This window comes from Halomonas sp. BM-2019, assembly GCF_017584085.1.
In genome coordinates this window covers 2,534,344-2,546,225 of sequence record NZ_CP071922.1, presented here as the reverse complement: position 1 = coordinate 2,546,225, position 11,882 = coordinate 2,534,344, and the positions used below count along the sequence as shown (strand labels likewise).

Below are 11,882 nucleotides of genomic sequence, written 5' to 3'. Positions count from 1 at the left end.
CCCAACCTGGTGCTGGGCCACCCCATCGCCGGCTCCGAGAAGAGTGGCGTGGCGGCGGCCGATCCCGCCCTCTACGCGCGCCACAAGGTGATCCTGACCCCCGAGGCCGACACCGACCCGGCGGCGCTTTCCCGGGTCCGCGCACTGTGGGCGGCCTGCGGTGCCGAGGTGCTGGAGATGGATCCCGGGCGGCACGATCAGGTGCTGGCCCGCACCAGTCATCTGCCGCACCTGCTGGCCTTCTCCCTGGTGGATACCCTGGCGCGCCAAGACGAGCGGTTGGAGATCTTCCGCTACGCCGCCGGGGGCTTTCGCGATTTCACCCGCATCGCCGGCAGCGACCCGGTGATGTGGCGGGACATTTTCATTGCCAACCGCGAGGCGGTGCTGGCCTCGCTGGACGATTTCGAGGCCGGCGTGGCGCGCCTGCGCCGTGCCATCGAGGCGGGCGACGGCGACGTCATGCTGGCGACCTTCGACCGGGCCAGCCACGCGCGCCACTACTTCGAATCCCTACTCAACCAGACCAGCTATCAGGCGGAATACCAGATGCAACAACAAGGCAAGCTGCGCTACCGGGTGGCTCCGGGCGGCAACGTCATTGGCCACATTCGCGTGCCCGGCGACAAGTCGATCTCCCACCGCTCCATCATGCTCGGCGCCCTGGCCGAAGGCGTCACCGAGGTGAAGGGCTTTTTGGAGGGAGAGGATAGCCTGGCCACCCTGCAGGCCTTCCGCGAGATGGGGGTGGCCATCGAAGGCCCCCACCAGGGGCGGGTGACCATTCACGGCGTCGGCCTGCACGGCCTCAAGGCGCCCGCCGGGCCCCTCTACGTGGGCAATGCCGGCACCGCCATGCGCCTCTTCGCGGGGCTGCTGGCCGGCCAGGCCTTCGACACCGAACTGACCGGCGATACCTCCCTGACCAAGCGCCCCATGGGGCGGGTGGCCGATCCGCTGCGCCTGATGGGCGCCGAGCTCGACACCGCCGAGGGGGGGCGTCCCCCGCTGCGCATCCATGGCGGCAGGCCGCTCAAGGGCATCGCCTACGAGATGCCCATGGCCAGCGCCCAGGTGAAGTCCTGCCTGCTGCTGGCCGGGCTCTACGCCGAGGGGGAGACCCGCGTGCGCGAGCCGGCGCCGACCCGCGACCACACCGAGCGCATGCTGCAGGGGTTCGGGTACGAGGTGCATCGCGAGGGCGACACCTGCTGGCTCCAGGGTGGCGGCAGGCTGACCGCCGCCCCCATCGATGTGCCCTCCGACATCTCGTCGGCCACCTTCTTCCTGGTCGCCGCGGCGATCACGCCGGGCGCTGACCTGGTGCTTGAGCACGTCGGCATCAATCCGACCCGCATCGGCGTGATCAACATCCTCAGGCTGATGGGCGCCGACCTGCGCCTCGAGAACGAGCACGAGGTGGGCGGCGAGCCGGTGGCCGACCTGCATATTCGCCACGCGCCGCTCAAGGGTATCGACATTCCCCTCGACCAGGTGCCGCTGGCCATCGACGAATTCCCGGCGCTGTTCATCGCCGCGGCCAACGCCGAAGGCGTGACGCGGCTGCGCGGGGCCGACGAACTGCGCGTCAAGGAGTCCGACCGGCTGCAGGCCATGGCCGATGGCCTGGCCATCATCGGCGTCGAGCATACCCTCTATCCGGACGGCATCGATATCGTCGGGGGTGGTAAAGCCGAGGGCCCCAACTACGGCGGCGGGCGCATCGACAGCCTCGAGGATCACCGCATCGCCATGGCATTCACCATCGCCGCGCTGCGGGCCGGCGGCGAGATCGTCATCGATGACTGCGCCAATGTGACGACCTCCTTCCCGGGTTTCACCGACCTGGCCCGTCGGGTCGGTCTGACGCTCGAGGAGGAGCGGGCCGAGGAGGGGGCATGAGGGAGGTGAGCAAGGCCACGGTGCTGACCATCGACGGCCCTGGCGGGGCCGGCAAGGGCACCATCAGCCGGCTGCTCGCTGAGCGCCTGGGCTGGCACCTGCTCGATTCCGGGGCCCTCTACCGGCTCACGGCCCTTGCCGCCGGCAGGCATGGCGTGGCCCTCGACGACGAGACCGCACTCGCCGAGGTGGCGCGCTCACTCGACGCGGTGTTCGTGGCCCAGGAGGAGGGGACCCGGGTGCTTCTGGATGGGGCTGATGCCACTACCACCATCCGCACCGAACAGGTCGGCGATGCCGCCTCCCGGGTGGCGGCCCTGCCGGCGGTGCGTGAGGCGCTGCTCGCGCGCCAGCGCGACTTCCGTCAGCCGCCTGGCCTGGTGGCCGATGGTCGCGACATGGGCACCGTGGTGTTCACCGATGCGCCTCTCAAGGTCTTCCTTACCGCCTCGGCCACCGAACGGGCCCATCGACGCCAGCGCCAGTTGCGAGAGGTCGGGGTGGATGCTAATCTATCGAGTCTTTTAAAGGAGATTCAGGCGCGCGATGCACGCGATATGCAACGCAGCGTGGCCCCGCTCAAGCCGGCCGATGATGCCATCATGCTTGACACCACGCGCCTGACGATACCGGAAGTGGTGGATCGGCTGACGGAACTGCTGACCGAACGGGGTCTGGCATCCGGCACTTGAAACTCCCTTGCGGCGTTCCCGGCAGCATGTGATGACGTGGCTCGGCACCGATTGCCGAGAGCCGAGCCAGGTCGAACCAGCGCCAACATCTCCGGGGGCATGGCAAATAAGGCCCGCACTCGCTGGTGGTGCGGAGGAAGCGGCTCCGCCGCACTTAAACGTTGATCACGTAGGAACATCATGAGCGAAAGCTTTGCTGAACTGTTTGAGCAGTCTCTCCAGGACATCAACATGGAGCCCGGCGCCATCGTCGTGGCTACCGTCGTCGACATCGAGGGTGACTGGGTCACCGTCAATGCCGGCCTGAAGTCCGAAGGTCAGATTCCCGCGGCCCAATTCCGCGACGATAGCGGCGAACTGACCATCGCCGTCGGCGATGAGGTCCATGTCGCCCTGGAAGCCGTCGAGGACGGTTTCGGCGAGACCCGCCTGTCACGCGAGAAGGCCAAGCGTGCCGAAGCCTGGAAGGTGCTGGAAGCGGCCTTCGAGAAGGATGAGATCGTCAAGGGCGTGATCAACGGCAAGGTCAAGGGCGGCTTTACTGTCGACGTCGACTCCATCCGTGCCTTCCTTCCGGGTTCTCTGGTCGACGTGCGTCCGGTGCGCGATACCACGCACCTCGAGAACAAGGAGCTTGACTTCAAGGTCATCAAGCTCGACCCGAAGCGCAACAACGTGGTCGTCTCCCGTCGCGCCGTGCTCGAAGCCGAGAACAGCGCCGAGCGTGAGGCCCTGCTGGCTACCCTTCAGGAAGGTCAGCAGATCGTCGGTATCGTCAAGAACCTTACCGACTACGGTGCCTTCGTCGACCTGGGCGGCGTCGATGGCCTGCTGCATATCACCGACATGGCCTGGAAGCGCATCAAGCATCCCAGCGAGATCGTGGCCGTGGGCGACGAGATCAGCGTCAAGGTGCTCAAGTTCGACCGCGAGCGCAACCGCGTATCGCTGGGCCTGAAGCAGCTGGGTGAGGATCCCTGGGTCAACATCAAGGATCGCTACCCCGAAGGCACCAAGGTGCACGCAAAGGTCACCAACCTGACTGACTACGGCTGCTTCGCCGAACTGGAGGAAGGCGTCGAGGGTCTGGTCCACGTTTCCGAGATGGACTGGACCAACAAGAACATCCACCCCTCCAAGGTGGTCCAGGTCGGCGACGATGTGGATGTCATGGTGCTGGACATCGACGAGGAGCGTCGTCGTATCTCCCTGGGCATCAAGCAGTGCACCGCCAACCCCTGGGAAACCTTCAGCGGCCAGTTCAACAAGGGCGACCGCGTTTCCGGGACCATCAAGTCGATTACCGACTTCGGTATCTTCATTGGTCTGGAAGGCGGCATCGATGGCCTGGTGCACCTGTCCGACATCTCCTGGACCGATACCGGCGAGGAAGCCGTGCGCTCCTTCAAGAAGGGCGACGAGGCGGAGGCCGTGATCCTCTCCATCGATCCGGAGCGTGAGCGCATCTCCTTGGGTATCAAGCAGCTGGATACCGATCCGGTGGCCGAGTTCCTGGCCGTCAACGACAAGGGCTCCATCGTCACCGGCCGTGTGGTCGAGGTCGATGCCAAGCAGGCCCAGGTTGAACTGGCCACCGATGTCGTTGCCGTGCTGAAGGCTTCGGAGATCAGCGCCGATCGCGTCGAGGACGCCCGCAACGTGCTGAGCGAAGGCGACAGCGTCGAGGCCCGCATCATCGGCGTCGATCGCAAGAACCGCCAGATCGCCCTGTCCGTCAAGGCCAAGGACCAGGACGAGACTCGCCAGAACCTCAAGAAACTGCGCGAAGAGAGCGTCGAGGCGGGTGGCCCGACCACCATCGGCGACCTCATCAAGCAGCAGATGGGTCAGGACTGATCGGGAAAGCCTTTCCGACGGACCACAGGCCGCCGCCCCTCGGGGCGGCGGTCTTGTTTTATGCGACGTAAAGGCTTCGAGCCCGGGCGTTCAGTTGGCGAGGGGCCTGGCTTCGGCGGCCCTTGGTCGGCAAGTTGGCCTATATCGAATTTGGTTTCCTTAAATGCAGGCTCGGGACTGTCGATTAATGGCATCCGGCAACTTGCCAATTAATAACGTCTTGGCCAGACTGTTGCTATCAATGGCTCAAACGGCGCATAATGCAGTTCCCGTTGTACTTGCCAACTTGCAACAAGGAAGCAAAGATATGTCCCTGCTCACCGAATACATGCAGATGGAACAGCAGCTCAAGCAACTCCAGGAAAACCTGGATAAGCTGCAGAACGACAAGCGCCTCCAGTCGGAGCTCGAGTTCAAGGATCGCCTCGAGTCACTGATGAAGGAGTTCGACAAGAGTGCCGCCGATGTGATGGCACTACTGAATCCGAAGCCGGCGGCTTCAGCACCCAAGGCAGTCTCCAGTGCCGCCGGTGGGCGCCGCAAGCGCAAGCTGAAGATCTACAAGAACCCGAATACCGGTGAAGTCGTCGAGACCCGTGGCGGCAACCAGAAGACGCTCAAGGCGTGGAAGGACGAGTTCGGTGCCGACACCGTCGAGTCCTGGCTGGTCCGCGTCGAGGAGTGACCGCTACGCGCCAGCGAATGTTCGCCGACGGCGCCCTTGGGGCGCCGTCGGCGTTTAGGCCGTCGGCAAGGCCAGTTTGACGAGTTGCCGAGACCGTTGATACCGAGTTGCCCTGGCTGGCGTTGCCGGGCCCTTCGCCATGGGGCCCAATGGCGGTATACTGACTTCCTTCATCCCTGTCTGGGATGGCCCTCGCTGCAGGCCTTGCCTTCTGTCGTCCCCACGAATGACCGGTAACGAATGAAACATCAGACCAATCGAAAGCCGATGGATGAGCGTGAGAAGTTGCGCAAGTTCCGTGAACTCGACGACGCCTTTGCCGAGGCGCTCCGTGAACTCGACCGTCCCGATTGCCAGCTGGAAATCCCCACCGGTCCGCCGATGGCTCCCCTGGCAGAGGAGGTCGAGCAGGACGAGGCGACTCGTCAGCAGCGCTTCGAGGAGCGGCTCCGCGCGCTGATGCAGGAGTACCACCAGCCCGCCGAGCAGGTCGCCCGGCTGCTACAGGCCCTGAAGAAGATGGGGCGTATCGCCTGAGCCCGGCGGCAGGATGGCTTATTCCTCGGTCACGCCGGTGGCAATCTCCAGTGCGTCGATACGGGCAAGAGCCTCGTCGCGGTTGCCGCCGCACAGCGCCGCCTCGAACTGGAAGCGCTCGCAGAGCGCCGGCCGGCGGGAGTCGCCGAACAGGCGGCAGAGGTTCTGCGCGTCCAGCTGCACGCAGCGCACGCCCGCCGGCTTGCCCTGGGGCATGCCGGGAATCGGCGAGTTGATCGACGGGGCGATGCAGCAGGCGCCACAGCCGGGACGGCACTCGCCCTCGGCGGCTTTCGGATGGTACTCGCTCCTTTCGATCGCGGTTCGTGCGGCCGCTTCGCGCCGGCTCATGGGCGTGCCTCGGCGATGGCGCCCTTGTCGATTCCCTCGAAGGCCTTCACCCGGGTGGCCCGACCGGTCTCCCGCGTGATCTGCCTCGCCAGCCAGGCCGCGATCTGTTCGACCGTGGTGGGCGTGGGCAGCACCTGGCAGCGTTCGGCGGGCAGGCGCAGCAGGAAGCTGCCCTGTTCGGCGCGGTAGCCGGTGGTCAGCCGGGGCGGATAGCTCGGCTCGACCTCTGCCACGAGGTCCGCCTCGTCGACCAGATAGGTATCGGCCAGGCGCTTGGCCCAGCGCGCCTCCAGGTCATGGGCGCGCCTGCCCTCCTGCCAGATCTGCAGGCGGGAGCGGTGACCGTGGGCGATGCGCTGGCAGTTGCCGACATGGCGTCTCAGACCGTGGCTGTAGGTGTAGGCGGCCTCCTCGATGCGCTCCTCGTGCAGATGCAGGCGGATCGCGCTGACCCTCGGCGGTGGGCGTCGCGACAGCTCGCCGCTCAGGTGGTCGGCGAGGCGTTCGGGCGTGATCTCCCCCCAGGGCAGCAGAGTGAAGGCCTGGCGAGGTCCGCGCACCTCCATGGCCCAGGGCAGGCGGGTCTTGACGCAGACCCCCTCGCGACAGTCCGCCACGTCCATGCCCGGCGCGCGGGTCGGTACCAGCAGGGTGTGGTCGATGCCAGCGTCCAGGCGCTGTTTGATCCACGGCTTGACCTCGCCGAAATCGAACAGCATGCCATCCTCGCCGAGCTCCCCGTCGAGTTCCACGTCCACGTGCCAGCTGGCCCCGACCAGGCCGCGACCGGGGCACCAGAGCGAGACGTCCAGTTGGGTGAGTCGGTTGACGAAGAGTGTCATCAGTCGATTCCCGTGATCTTGTGGGTCTGCAGCGAGAGCCGCCACTGGGGATGGGCCAGGCAGTAGGCCACGCACTCGGCCATGGTGCTGCCTACCTTGCCGGTTGGGGCGGTATCCATCGGCTGCAGGAAGAAATGGGCGAAGTCGAGCCGGCTGAACCTTTCCGGCGGGGCATCCGCCTGGGGGTAGACCAGCTTCAGCTCGTCGCCCGCGGTGATGGCCAGCTCGGTGGCGCCCTTGGGGCTGACGCAGAGCCAGTCGATGCCGGCGGGGGCGGGCAGGGTGCCGTTGGTCTCCACGGCCACCTCGAAGCCCTGCTCGTGCAGGGCCTGGATCAGCGCCGCGTCGAGCTGCAGCAGCGGCTCGCCCCCGGTGAAGACCACATAGGGCGTCGCCGCTCTCACGGTCAGGCCGTCCCGGTCGGGCCACAGCGCCGTCAGATGGGCGGCCAGGGCCTCGGCGTTGGCGAAGCGCCCGCCGTTCTGGCCGTCGGTGCCGATGAAGTCGGTATCACAGAAGCGACAGGCCGCGCTGGCCCGATCCGCCTCGCGCCCCGACCAGAGGTTGCAGCCCGAGAAGCGGCAGAAGACGCTGGCACGCCCGGTCTGCCCGCCCTCGCCCTGCAGGGTGTAGAAGGCCTCCTTGACGTGATACATCAGGCCCCCCGGCGTGCGACGCCCGAGGCGGCGGGGTCGGGCCGCTGCCCATCGGCGGCGGGGGCGGGCCGCTGAGAGTCAGAGTAGTAACCCAGGGGATCGACGACCCCGTTGGCGGCAAAGGCCGCCAGGCGCTCGCGACAGCTGCCGCAGCGCCCGCAGGCCAGTCGCTCGCCAAGGTAGCAGGTCCAGGTCTCGGCATAGTCGAGCCCCATGGCCAGTCCGTCGGCGAGGATCTCCGCCTTGCTGGCGCGCAGGTAGGGCGCGTGGATCTCGACGGGCTCGAAGTTGGCGATGCCGGCCACGGCATTCATCGCCTCGACGAACTCGGGGCGGCAGTCGGGGTAGAGCACGTGGTCGCCGCCGTGGGCCCCGTAGTCGACTCGCGACGCGCCGATGTTCACCGCCTTGGCGATGGCCAGCGACAGCAGGATCATGTTGCGGTTCGGCACCACCGTGGCGGTGAGATTCTCCGCGGCGTAGTCGCCGTCGGGCATCTCGCGGCTGGCGTCGGTGAGCGCCGAGTTGTCGATCAGGGCGTGGATGGCGCGAATATCCACCACCTGGTGGGGCACGCCGAGCTCGCGGCAGACCCGGGCGGCCACCTCGAGTTCGCGGGCGTGGCGCTGGCCGTAGTCGAAGGAGAGGGCGTGGACCTCGAGTCCCTCGCGCAGGGCGCGGTGCAGCAGGGTGTAGGAGTCCATGCCGCCGGAGTAGATCACCACGGTGGCGCGGCTGGCCGCCGTGGGGGAAGCTGAAAGGGTCATAGATAGCGGGTCTCGTCGCGGAGAATTTGTCGCCCCTGCGCCCTTCGAGACAGGCGCCGGGAAGCCGGGATCCGGTCCGGCAGGGCCACTATTCTACTTGACCGGCAAGACAAGTGCACGGGAAGCCTCCGGCAGGGTGTCGCAGGCGCTCGGCGCTCGGCGCTCGGCGCTCGGCGCTCGGCGCTCGGCGCTCGGCGCTCGGCGCTCGGCGCTCGGCGCTCGGCGCTCGGCGCTGCTATAATATTCCGCCTCATTTTCCCCGCGTCCTCCGTGACGCCATCGTCCTGACAACGGTGACTCTATGCAAGCCCCCGAACTGCTCTCCCCCGCGGGAACGTTCAAGAACATGCGCTACGCCTTCGCCTATGGCGCCGATGCCGTCTATGCCGGCCAGCCCCGCTATTCGCTGCGCGTGCGCAACAACGACTTCAAGATCGATAACCTTCACCGCGGCATCGCCTACGCCCACGCGCGGGGCAAGCAGTTCTACGTGGCCTCCAACATCGCGCCGCACAACAGCAAGCTGAAGACCTACCTGCGCGATATGGAACCCGTCATCGAGGCCGGGCCGGATGCGCTGATCATGTCCGACCCGGGGCTGATCATGATGGTGCGCGAGCGCTGGCCCGAGCAGGTGATCCACCTCTCGGTGCAGTCCAACGTGGTCAACTGGGCGGCGGCGAAGTTCTGGCAGCGCCAGGGCATCAGCCGCATCATCCTGTCGCGTGAGCTGTCGCTTGCGGAGATCGGCGAGATCCGCGCCGAGTGTCCGGACCTCGAGATCGAGACCTTCGTCCACGGGGCGCTGTGCATCGCCTACTCCGGGCGCTGCCTGCTCTCCGGCTACTTCAACCATCGCGATCCCAACCAGGGCACCTGCACCAACGCCTGCCGCTGGAAGTACAACACCGTGGCCGCGGCCCATGACGAGACCGGCGACCTGGTGCCGGCCAACTCGGCGGCCGCCCATGCGGCAAGCGGTGTCTGGAATCCGGGGCAGGGGAGTGCCCAGGGCGGGCTGATCGCCTCCGGCGGGGGCAGTGCCACGCTGACCGAGAGCGCCGCCAGCACCGCCACAGCCGGCGGGGTGGAGGGCCAGGACGAGCTCTCGGCGCTGATCGAGGACCGCACCCGCCCCGGCGAGCTGATGCCGGTGTTCGAGGATGAGCACGGCACCTACATCATGAACTCCAAGGACCTGCGCGCCGTCCAGCACGTGCCGCGTCTCACCGAGATGGGGGTCACCTCGCTGAAGATCGAGGGACGCACCAAGTCCCACTACTACGTGGCGCGCACCGCCCAGGTCTACCGCCGGGCCATCGACGACGCCGTGGCCGGCCGACCCTTCGACATGCGCCTGATGGACGAGCTCGACAACCTGGCCAACCGCGGCTACACGGAGGGGTTCTATCGCCGCCACGTCCACGACGAGTACCAGAACTACGAGCAGGGCAACTCGGTGGGGGTGCACCAGCAGTTCGTCGGCGAGGTGATCGGCTATGACCCGGGGCACGGTGTGCTGGAAGTGGACGTCAAGAACCGTTTCGAGGTGGGGGACGGCATGGAGCTGATGCTGCCGGGCGGCAATCGCCGCTTCGTGCTCGAGCAGATCGAGAACCGGCGCGGCGAATCCGTGGGGGCGGCCCCGGGCTCGGGTCACGTAGTGCGCATTCCGGTGCCCGGCGAGGCCATCGCCCCGGAGCGCATCGAGTTCGCGCTGCTGATGCGCGATCTTGGCTAGGGGCCCGGGCTGGCGCCTGCCGGCCGGGACTGGCACCATGAGCGCCATCTGCCTATCGGAAGGTGATTGATGTTCAACGACAGTTCAGTGCGTCGTCCCTGGCGGGTGGCGGCGGTAGGAGCGGCCGTGCTCATGGCGCTCTACCTGTGGATCTGGCACTCGCCCGACCTGGCGGACCTGCAGCGCTGGGCCGATCAGGCATCGCACCATCCCGCGGTGATCGTCAGCGTCATCCTGGTGATGGCGGTGACCCTGGCCCTCGGCCTGCCGGGCAGTATCGGCCTGTGGCTGATCGCCCCCTTCTACCCCCCCCTGGCGGCCACGCCGATGCTGATCGTCGGCAGCGTGGGCGGCGCGCTCGGCGCCTACTGGCTCTCCGCGCGGGTCGGGGATCGCTGGACGCCGAAGGGGTTGACCCGCAAGATCATGCGTCGCCTGGAGCGACGCAGCGACTTCATGACCCAGTGCGCCCTGCGCGTGCTGCCGGGCTTCCCCCACTCGGTGGTCAACTATGCCGCCGGCCTGCTGCGCCTGCCACTGGGGACCTTCGTGTGGGCGGCGGTCATCGGCCTCGGGGTGAAGTGGGCGGTCTATGCCAGCGCCATCTACGGCGCCCTGGAGGCGGTGGAGAGCGACGAGTCCCTGGGCATCGGGGTGGTGCTGCCGCTGCTGGCGCTCACCGCCCTGCTGCTGCTGGGCGCCTGGGTCCGGCGACGCGTGGAGGCCGGCGGCCAGGTCACGAACGGTTAGCCTGGCCGCCGGCCATCAGGGCTTGCGCAGCGAGGCGTTCAGATGGTCGACCACCTCCGCCCAGTCGGCGTCCTCCTCGAGGGCCTCGCGCAGGAATTCGGCCTGACCCTCGTTCCAGCAGGGCGCGTCGGGCAGGGCAATCTCCTCGGGAATAGGCCCGTTGCGTTCGATGAAGCGCTTGATCGCCTCCGGGTCCGAGGCCAGTCCCAGCTGCTCGAAGAGTTCGGTGAAGGGGTGGTCGGGATGTTCCATGGCGGCTCTCCTTGCGGTGTCGGCGCGATGTTGGACTCCATCCCACCATAGCGGCTCGCGCCCTGGGCTGCATGGTCGGCGTCAACGCTGCGGGCTGCGCGATCAGCGCTCGCCCACCAGCGGCTCGAGAAAGCGCTGGCGCCGCTGGTCGTCGCTGAGCGGCTGGGCCAGCAGATGCACCAGCTTGGTCATCGCCGCTTCCGGGGTCATGGCGTCTCCGGCGACCACCCCGGCGGCCTGCAGGCCCCGGCTCGCCGCATACTGGCCGATGGCCAGGCCGCCGTGGGGACACTGGCTGATCGCCGCCAGCAGCTTGCCCTGGCCGCTGGCCTCGGCGAGCACCCCGAGCAGGGCGGGGTCCTCCGGGAGATTGCCGCCGCCCCACACCTCGAGCAGGGCCCCCTGGAGCCTCGGGTCGCCGAGCCAGGCGGCGACCTGGCGAGCCGCGATGCCCGGCCACAGCGCGAGGCGCGCCACCCCGCCGTCGGCCAGGGGCCCATAGTCGGGCAGCTCGAAGCGCGGCGCGCCGCGCTGCTGCCGCGCAAGCCCGCGCGCCGGATAGAGGACGGCATCGTCGCCGACCCGCTCGCCGAGCAGCGGGTAGTTGGGGCTCGCGAAGGCCTCGGCGTCCCGGGTGTGCCACTTGCGGGCCCGCACGCCGCGCAGCAGGCGGCCGCCGAAGGCGATGGCCACCTCCTGAAGCGCCGGGTCAGCGGCGAAACGCAGCGCCAGCTCCACGTTGTCGGCGGCGTCGCTGCCGGCCGCCTCCAGGGGCTGCATGGCGCCGGTCACCACCACCGGGCGGTCCAGGCCCTGCAGCTGATAGGCCAGGCTGGCGGCCGTCCACGCC

General features: G+C 67.8%; 13 protein-coding genes. 7 read left to right on the top strand and 6 right to left on the bottom strand.

Going from position 1 to position 11,882, the window contains the following annotated elements; translation table 11 throughout:
* From J5F18_RS12715 to J5F18_RS12695, 5 genes are all read left to right on the top strand, one after another.
* Window positions 1–1,902: bifunctional prephenate dehydrogenase/3-phosphoshikimate 1-carboxyvinyltransferase (locus J5F18_RS12715; RefSeq protein WP_346298985.1), on the top strand; the 1,902-nt coding region annotated here is incomplete at its 5' end.
* The gene (gene cmk / locus J5F18_RS12710) at window positions 1,899–2,594 is read left to right on the top strand and encodes a (d)CMP kinase (RefSeq protein WP_346298984.1); all 696 of its coding nucleotides are present in this window, start codon (window positions 1,899–1,901) and stop codon (window positions 2,592–2,594) included. The genes J5F18_RS12715 and cmk, both read left to right, overlap by 4 nt.
* 180 nt (window positions 2,595–2,774) lie before the next feature.
* A complete protein-coding gene (gene rpsA, locus J5F18_RS12705; RefSeq protein WP_346298983.1) occupies window positions 2,775–4,451 on the top strand; it encodes a 30S ribosomal protein S1 in 1,677 nt (558 codons plus the stop codon).
* 307 nt (window positions 4,452–4,758) lie between these two features.
* Window positions 4,759–5,136: a histone-like nucleoid-structuring protein, MvaT/MvaU family gene (locus tag J5F18_RS12700; protein ID WP_346298982.1), complete on the top strand. Its 378-nt coding sequence runs from the start codon at window positions 4,759–4,761 to the stop codon at window positions 5,134–5,136.
* A gap of 267 nt (window positions 5,137–5,403) precedes the next feature.
* A complete protein-coding gene (locus J5F18_RS12695) occupies window positions 5,404–5,673 on the top strand; it encodes a hypothetical protein (protein ID WP_346298981.1) in 270 nt (89 codons plus the stop codon).
* An 18-nt stretch (window positions 5,674–5,691) separates the two neighbouring features.
* On the opposite strand, the gene J5F18_RS12690 is transcribed toward J5F18_RS12695, so the two are convergent.
* From J5F18_RS12690 to queC, 4 genes are read right to left on the bottom strand one after another with little or no spacing between them, the layout of a single operon-like run.
* A complete protein-coding gene (locus tag J5F18_RS12690; protein ID WP_346298980.1) occupies window positions 5,692–6,024 on the bottom strand; it encodes a YkgJ family cysteine cluster protein in 333 nt (110 codons plus the stop codon).
* Window positions 6,021–6,866: a 6-carboxytetrahydropterin synthase gene (locus tag J5F18_RS12685; RefSeq protein ID WP_346298979.1), complete on the bottom strand. Its 846-nt coding sequence runs from the start codon at window positions 6,864–6,866 to the stop codon at window positions 6,021–6,023. The genes J5F18_RS12690 and J5F18_RS12685 overlap by 4 nt, the downstream gene beginning before the upstream one ends.
* Window positions 6,866–7,522: a 7-carboxy-7-deazaguanine synthase gene (queE, locus tag J5F18_RS12680; RefSeq protein WP_346298978.1), complete on the bottom strand. Its 657-nt coding sequence runs from the start codon at window positions 7,520–7,522 to the stop codon at window positions 6,866–6,868. Before queE ends, J5F18_RS12685 begins: the two co-directional genes overlap by 1 nt.
* Window positions 7,522–8,289, bottom strand: a complete 768-nt coding sequence (gene queC / locus J5F18_RS12675) for a 7-cyano-7-deazaguanine synthase QueC (RefSeq protein ID WP_346298977.1) — start codon at window positions 8,287–8,289, stop codon at window positions 7,522–7,524. The genes queE and queC overlap by 1 nt, the downstream gene beginning before the upstream one ends.
* Window positions 8,290–8,590: 301 nt before the next feature.
* On the opposite strand from queC, the gene yegQ reads away from it, so the two are divergent.
* Together yegQ and J5F18_RS12665 are read left to right on the top strand one after the other, a co-directional pair.
* Window positions 8,591–10,030, top strand: coding sequence for a tRNA 5-hydroxyuridine modification protein YegQ (gene yegQ, locus J5F18_RS12670; RefSeq protein ID WP_346298976.1), 1,440 nt, complete (start codon window positions 8,591–8,593; stop codon window positions 10,028–10,030).
* A gap of 69 nt (window positions 10,031–10,099) precedes the next feature.
* Window positions 10,100–10,780, top strand: a complete 681-nt coding sequence (locus J5F18_RS12665; protein WP_346298975.1) for a VTT domain-containing protein — start codon at window positions 10,100–10,102, stop codon at window positions 10,778–10,780.
* 15 nt (window positions 10,781–10,795) lie between these two features.
* Here J5F18_RS12665 and J5F18_RS12660 read toward each other — a convergent pair whose 3' ends face one another.
* Together J5F18_RS12660 and J5F18_RS12655 are read right to left on the bottom strand one after the other, a co-directional pair.
* Entirely contained in the window at window positions 10,796–11,032 is a 237-nt protein-coding gene (locus tag J5F18_RS12660; protein ID WP_346298974.1) for a DUF2789 domain-containing protein, read from the bottom strand.
* Window positions 11,033–11,134: 102 nt separating this feature from the next.
* Window positions 11,135–11,882 (bottom strand): asparaginase domain-containing protein (locus J5F18_RS12655; protein ID WP_346298973.1); only part of this gene is annotated, 748 nt, incomplete at its 5' end.

What these genes read in the sequence shown, in the direction of transcription:
- J5F18_RS12700 (WP_346298982.1), top strand. Translation starts at nt 4,759, where the DNA reads ATGTCCCTGCTCACCGAATACATGCAGATGGAACAGCAGCTCAAGCAA.
- yegQ (WP_346298976.1), top strand. Translation starts at nt 8,591, where the DNA reads ATGCAAGCCCCCGAACTGCTCTCCCCCGCGGGAACGTTCAAGAACATG.
- J5F18_RS12685 (WP_346298979.1), bottom strand. Translation starts at nt 6,866, where the DNA reads ATGACACTCTTCGTCAACCGACTCACCCAACTGGACGTCTCGCTCTGG.
- J5F18_RS12665 (WP_346298975.1), top strand. Translation starts at nt 10,100, where the DNA reads ATGTTCAACGACAGTTCAGTGCGTCGTCCCTGGCGGGTGGCGGCGGTA.
- J5F18_RS12695 (WP_346298981.1), top strand. Translation starts at nt 5,404, where the DNA reads ATGGATGAGCGTGAGAAGTTGCGCAAGTTCCGTGAACTCGACGACGCC.
- queC (WP_346298977.1), bottom strand. Translation starts at nt 8,289, where the DNA reads ATGACCCTTTCAGCTTCCCCCACGGCGGCCAGCCGCGCCACCGTGGTG.
- queE (WP_346298978.1), bottom strand. Translation starts at nt 7,522, where the DNA reads ATGTATCACGTCAAGGAGGCCTTCTACACCCTGCAGGGCGAGGGCGGG.
- rpsA (WP_346298983.1), top strand. Translation starts at nt 2,775, where the DNA reads ATGAGCGAAAGCTTTGCTGAACTGTTTGAGCAGTCTCTCCAGGACATC.
- cmk (WP_346298984.1), top strand. Translation starts at nt 1,899, where the DNA reads ATGAGGGAGGTGAGCAAGGCCACGGTGCTGACCATCGACGGCCCTGGC.
- J5F18_RS12660 (WP_346298974.1), bottom strand. Translation starts at nt 11,032, where the DNA reads ATGGAACATCCCGACCACCCCTTCACCGAACTCTTCGAGCAGCTGGGA.
- J5F18_RS12690 (WP_346298980.1), bottom strand. Translation starts at nt 6,024, where the DNA reads ATGAGCCGGCGCGAAGCGGCCGCACGAACCGCGATCGAAAGGAGCGAG.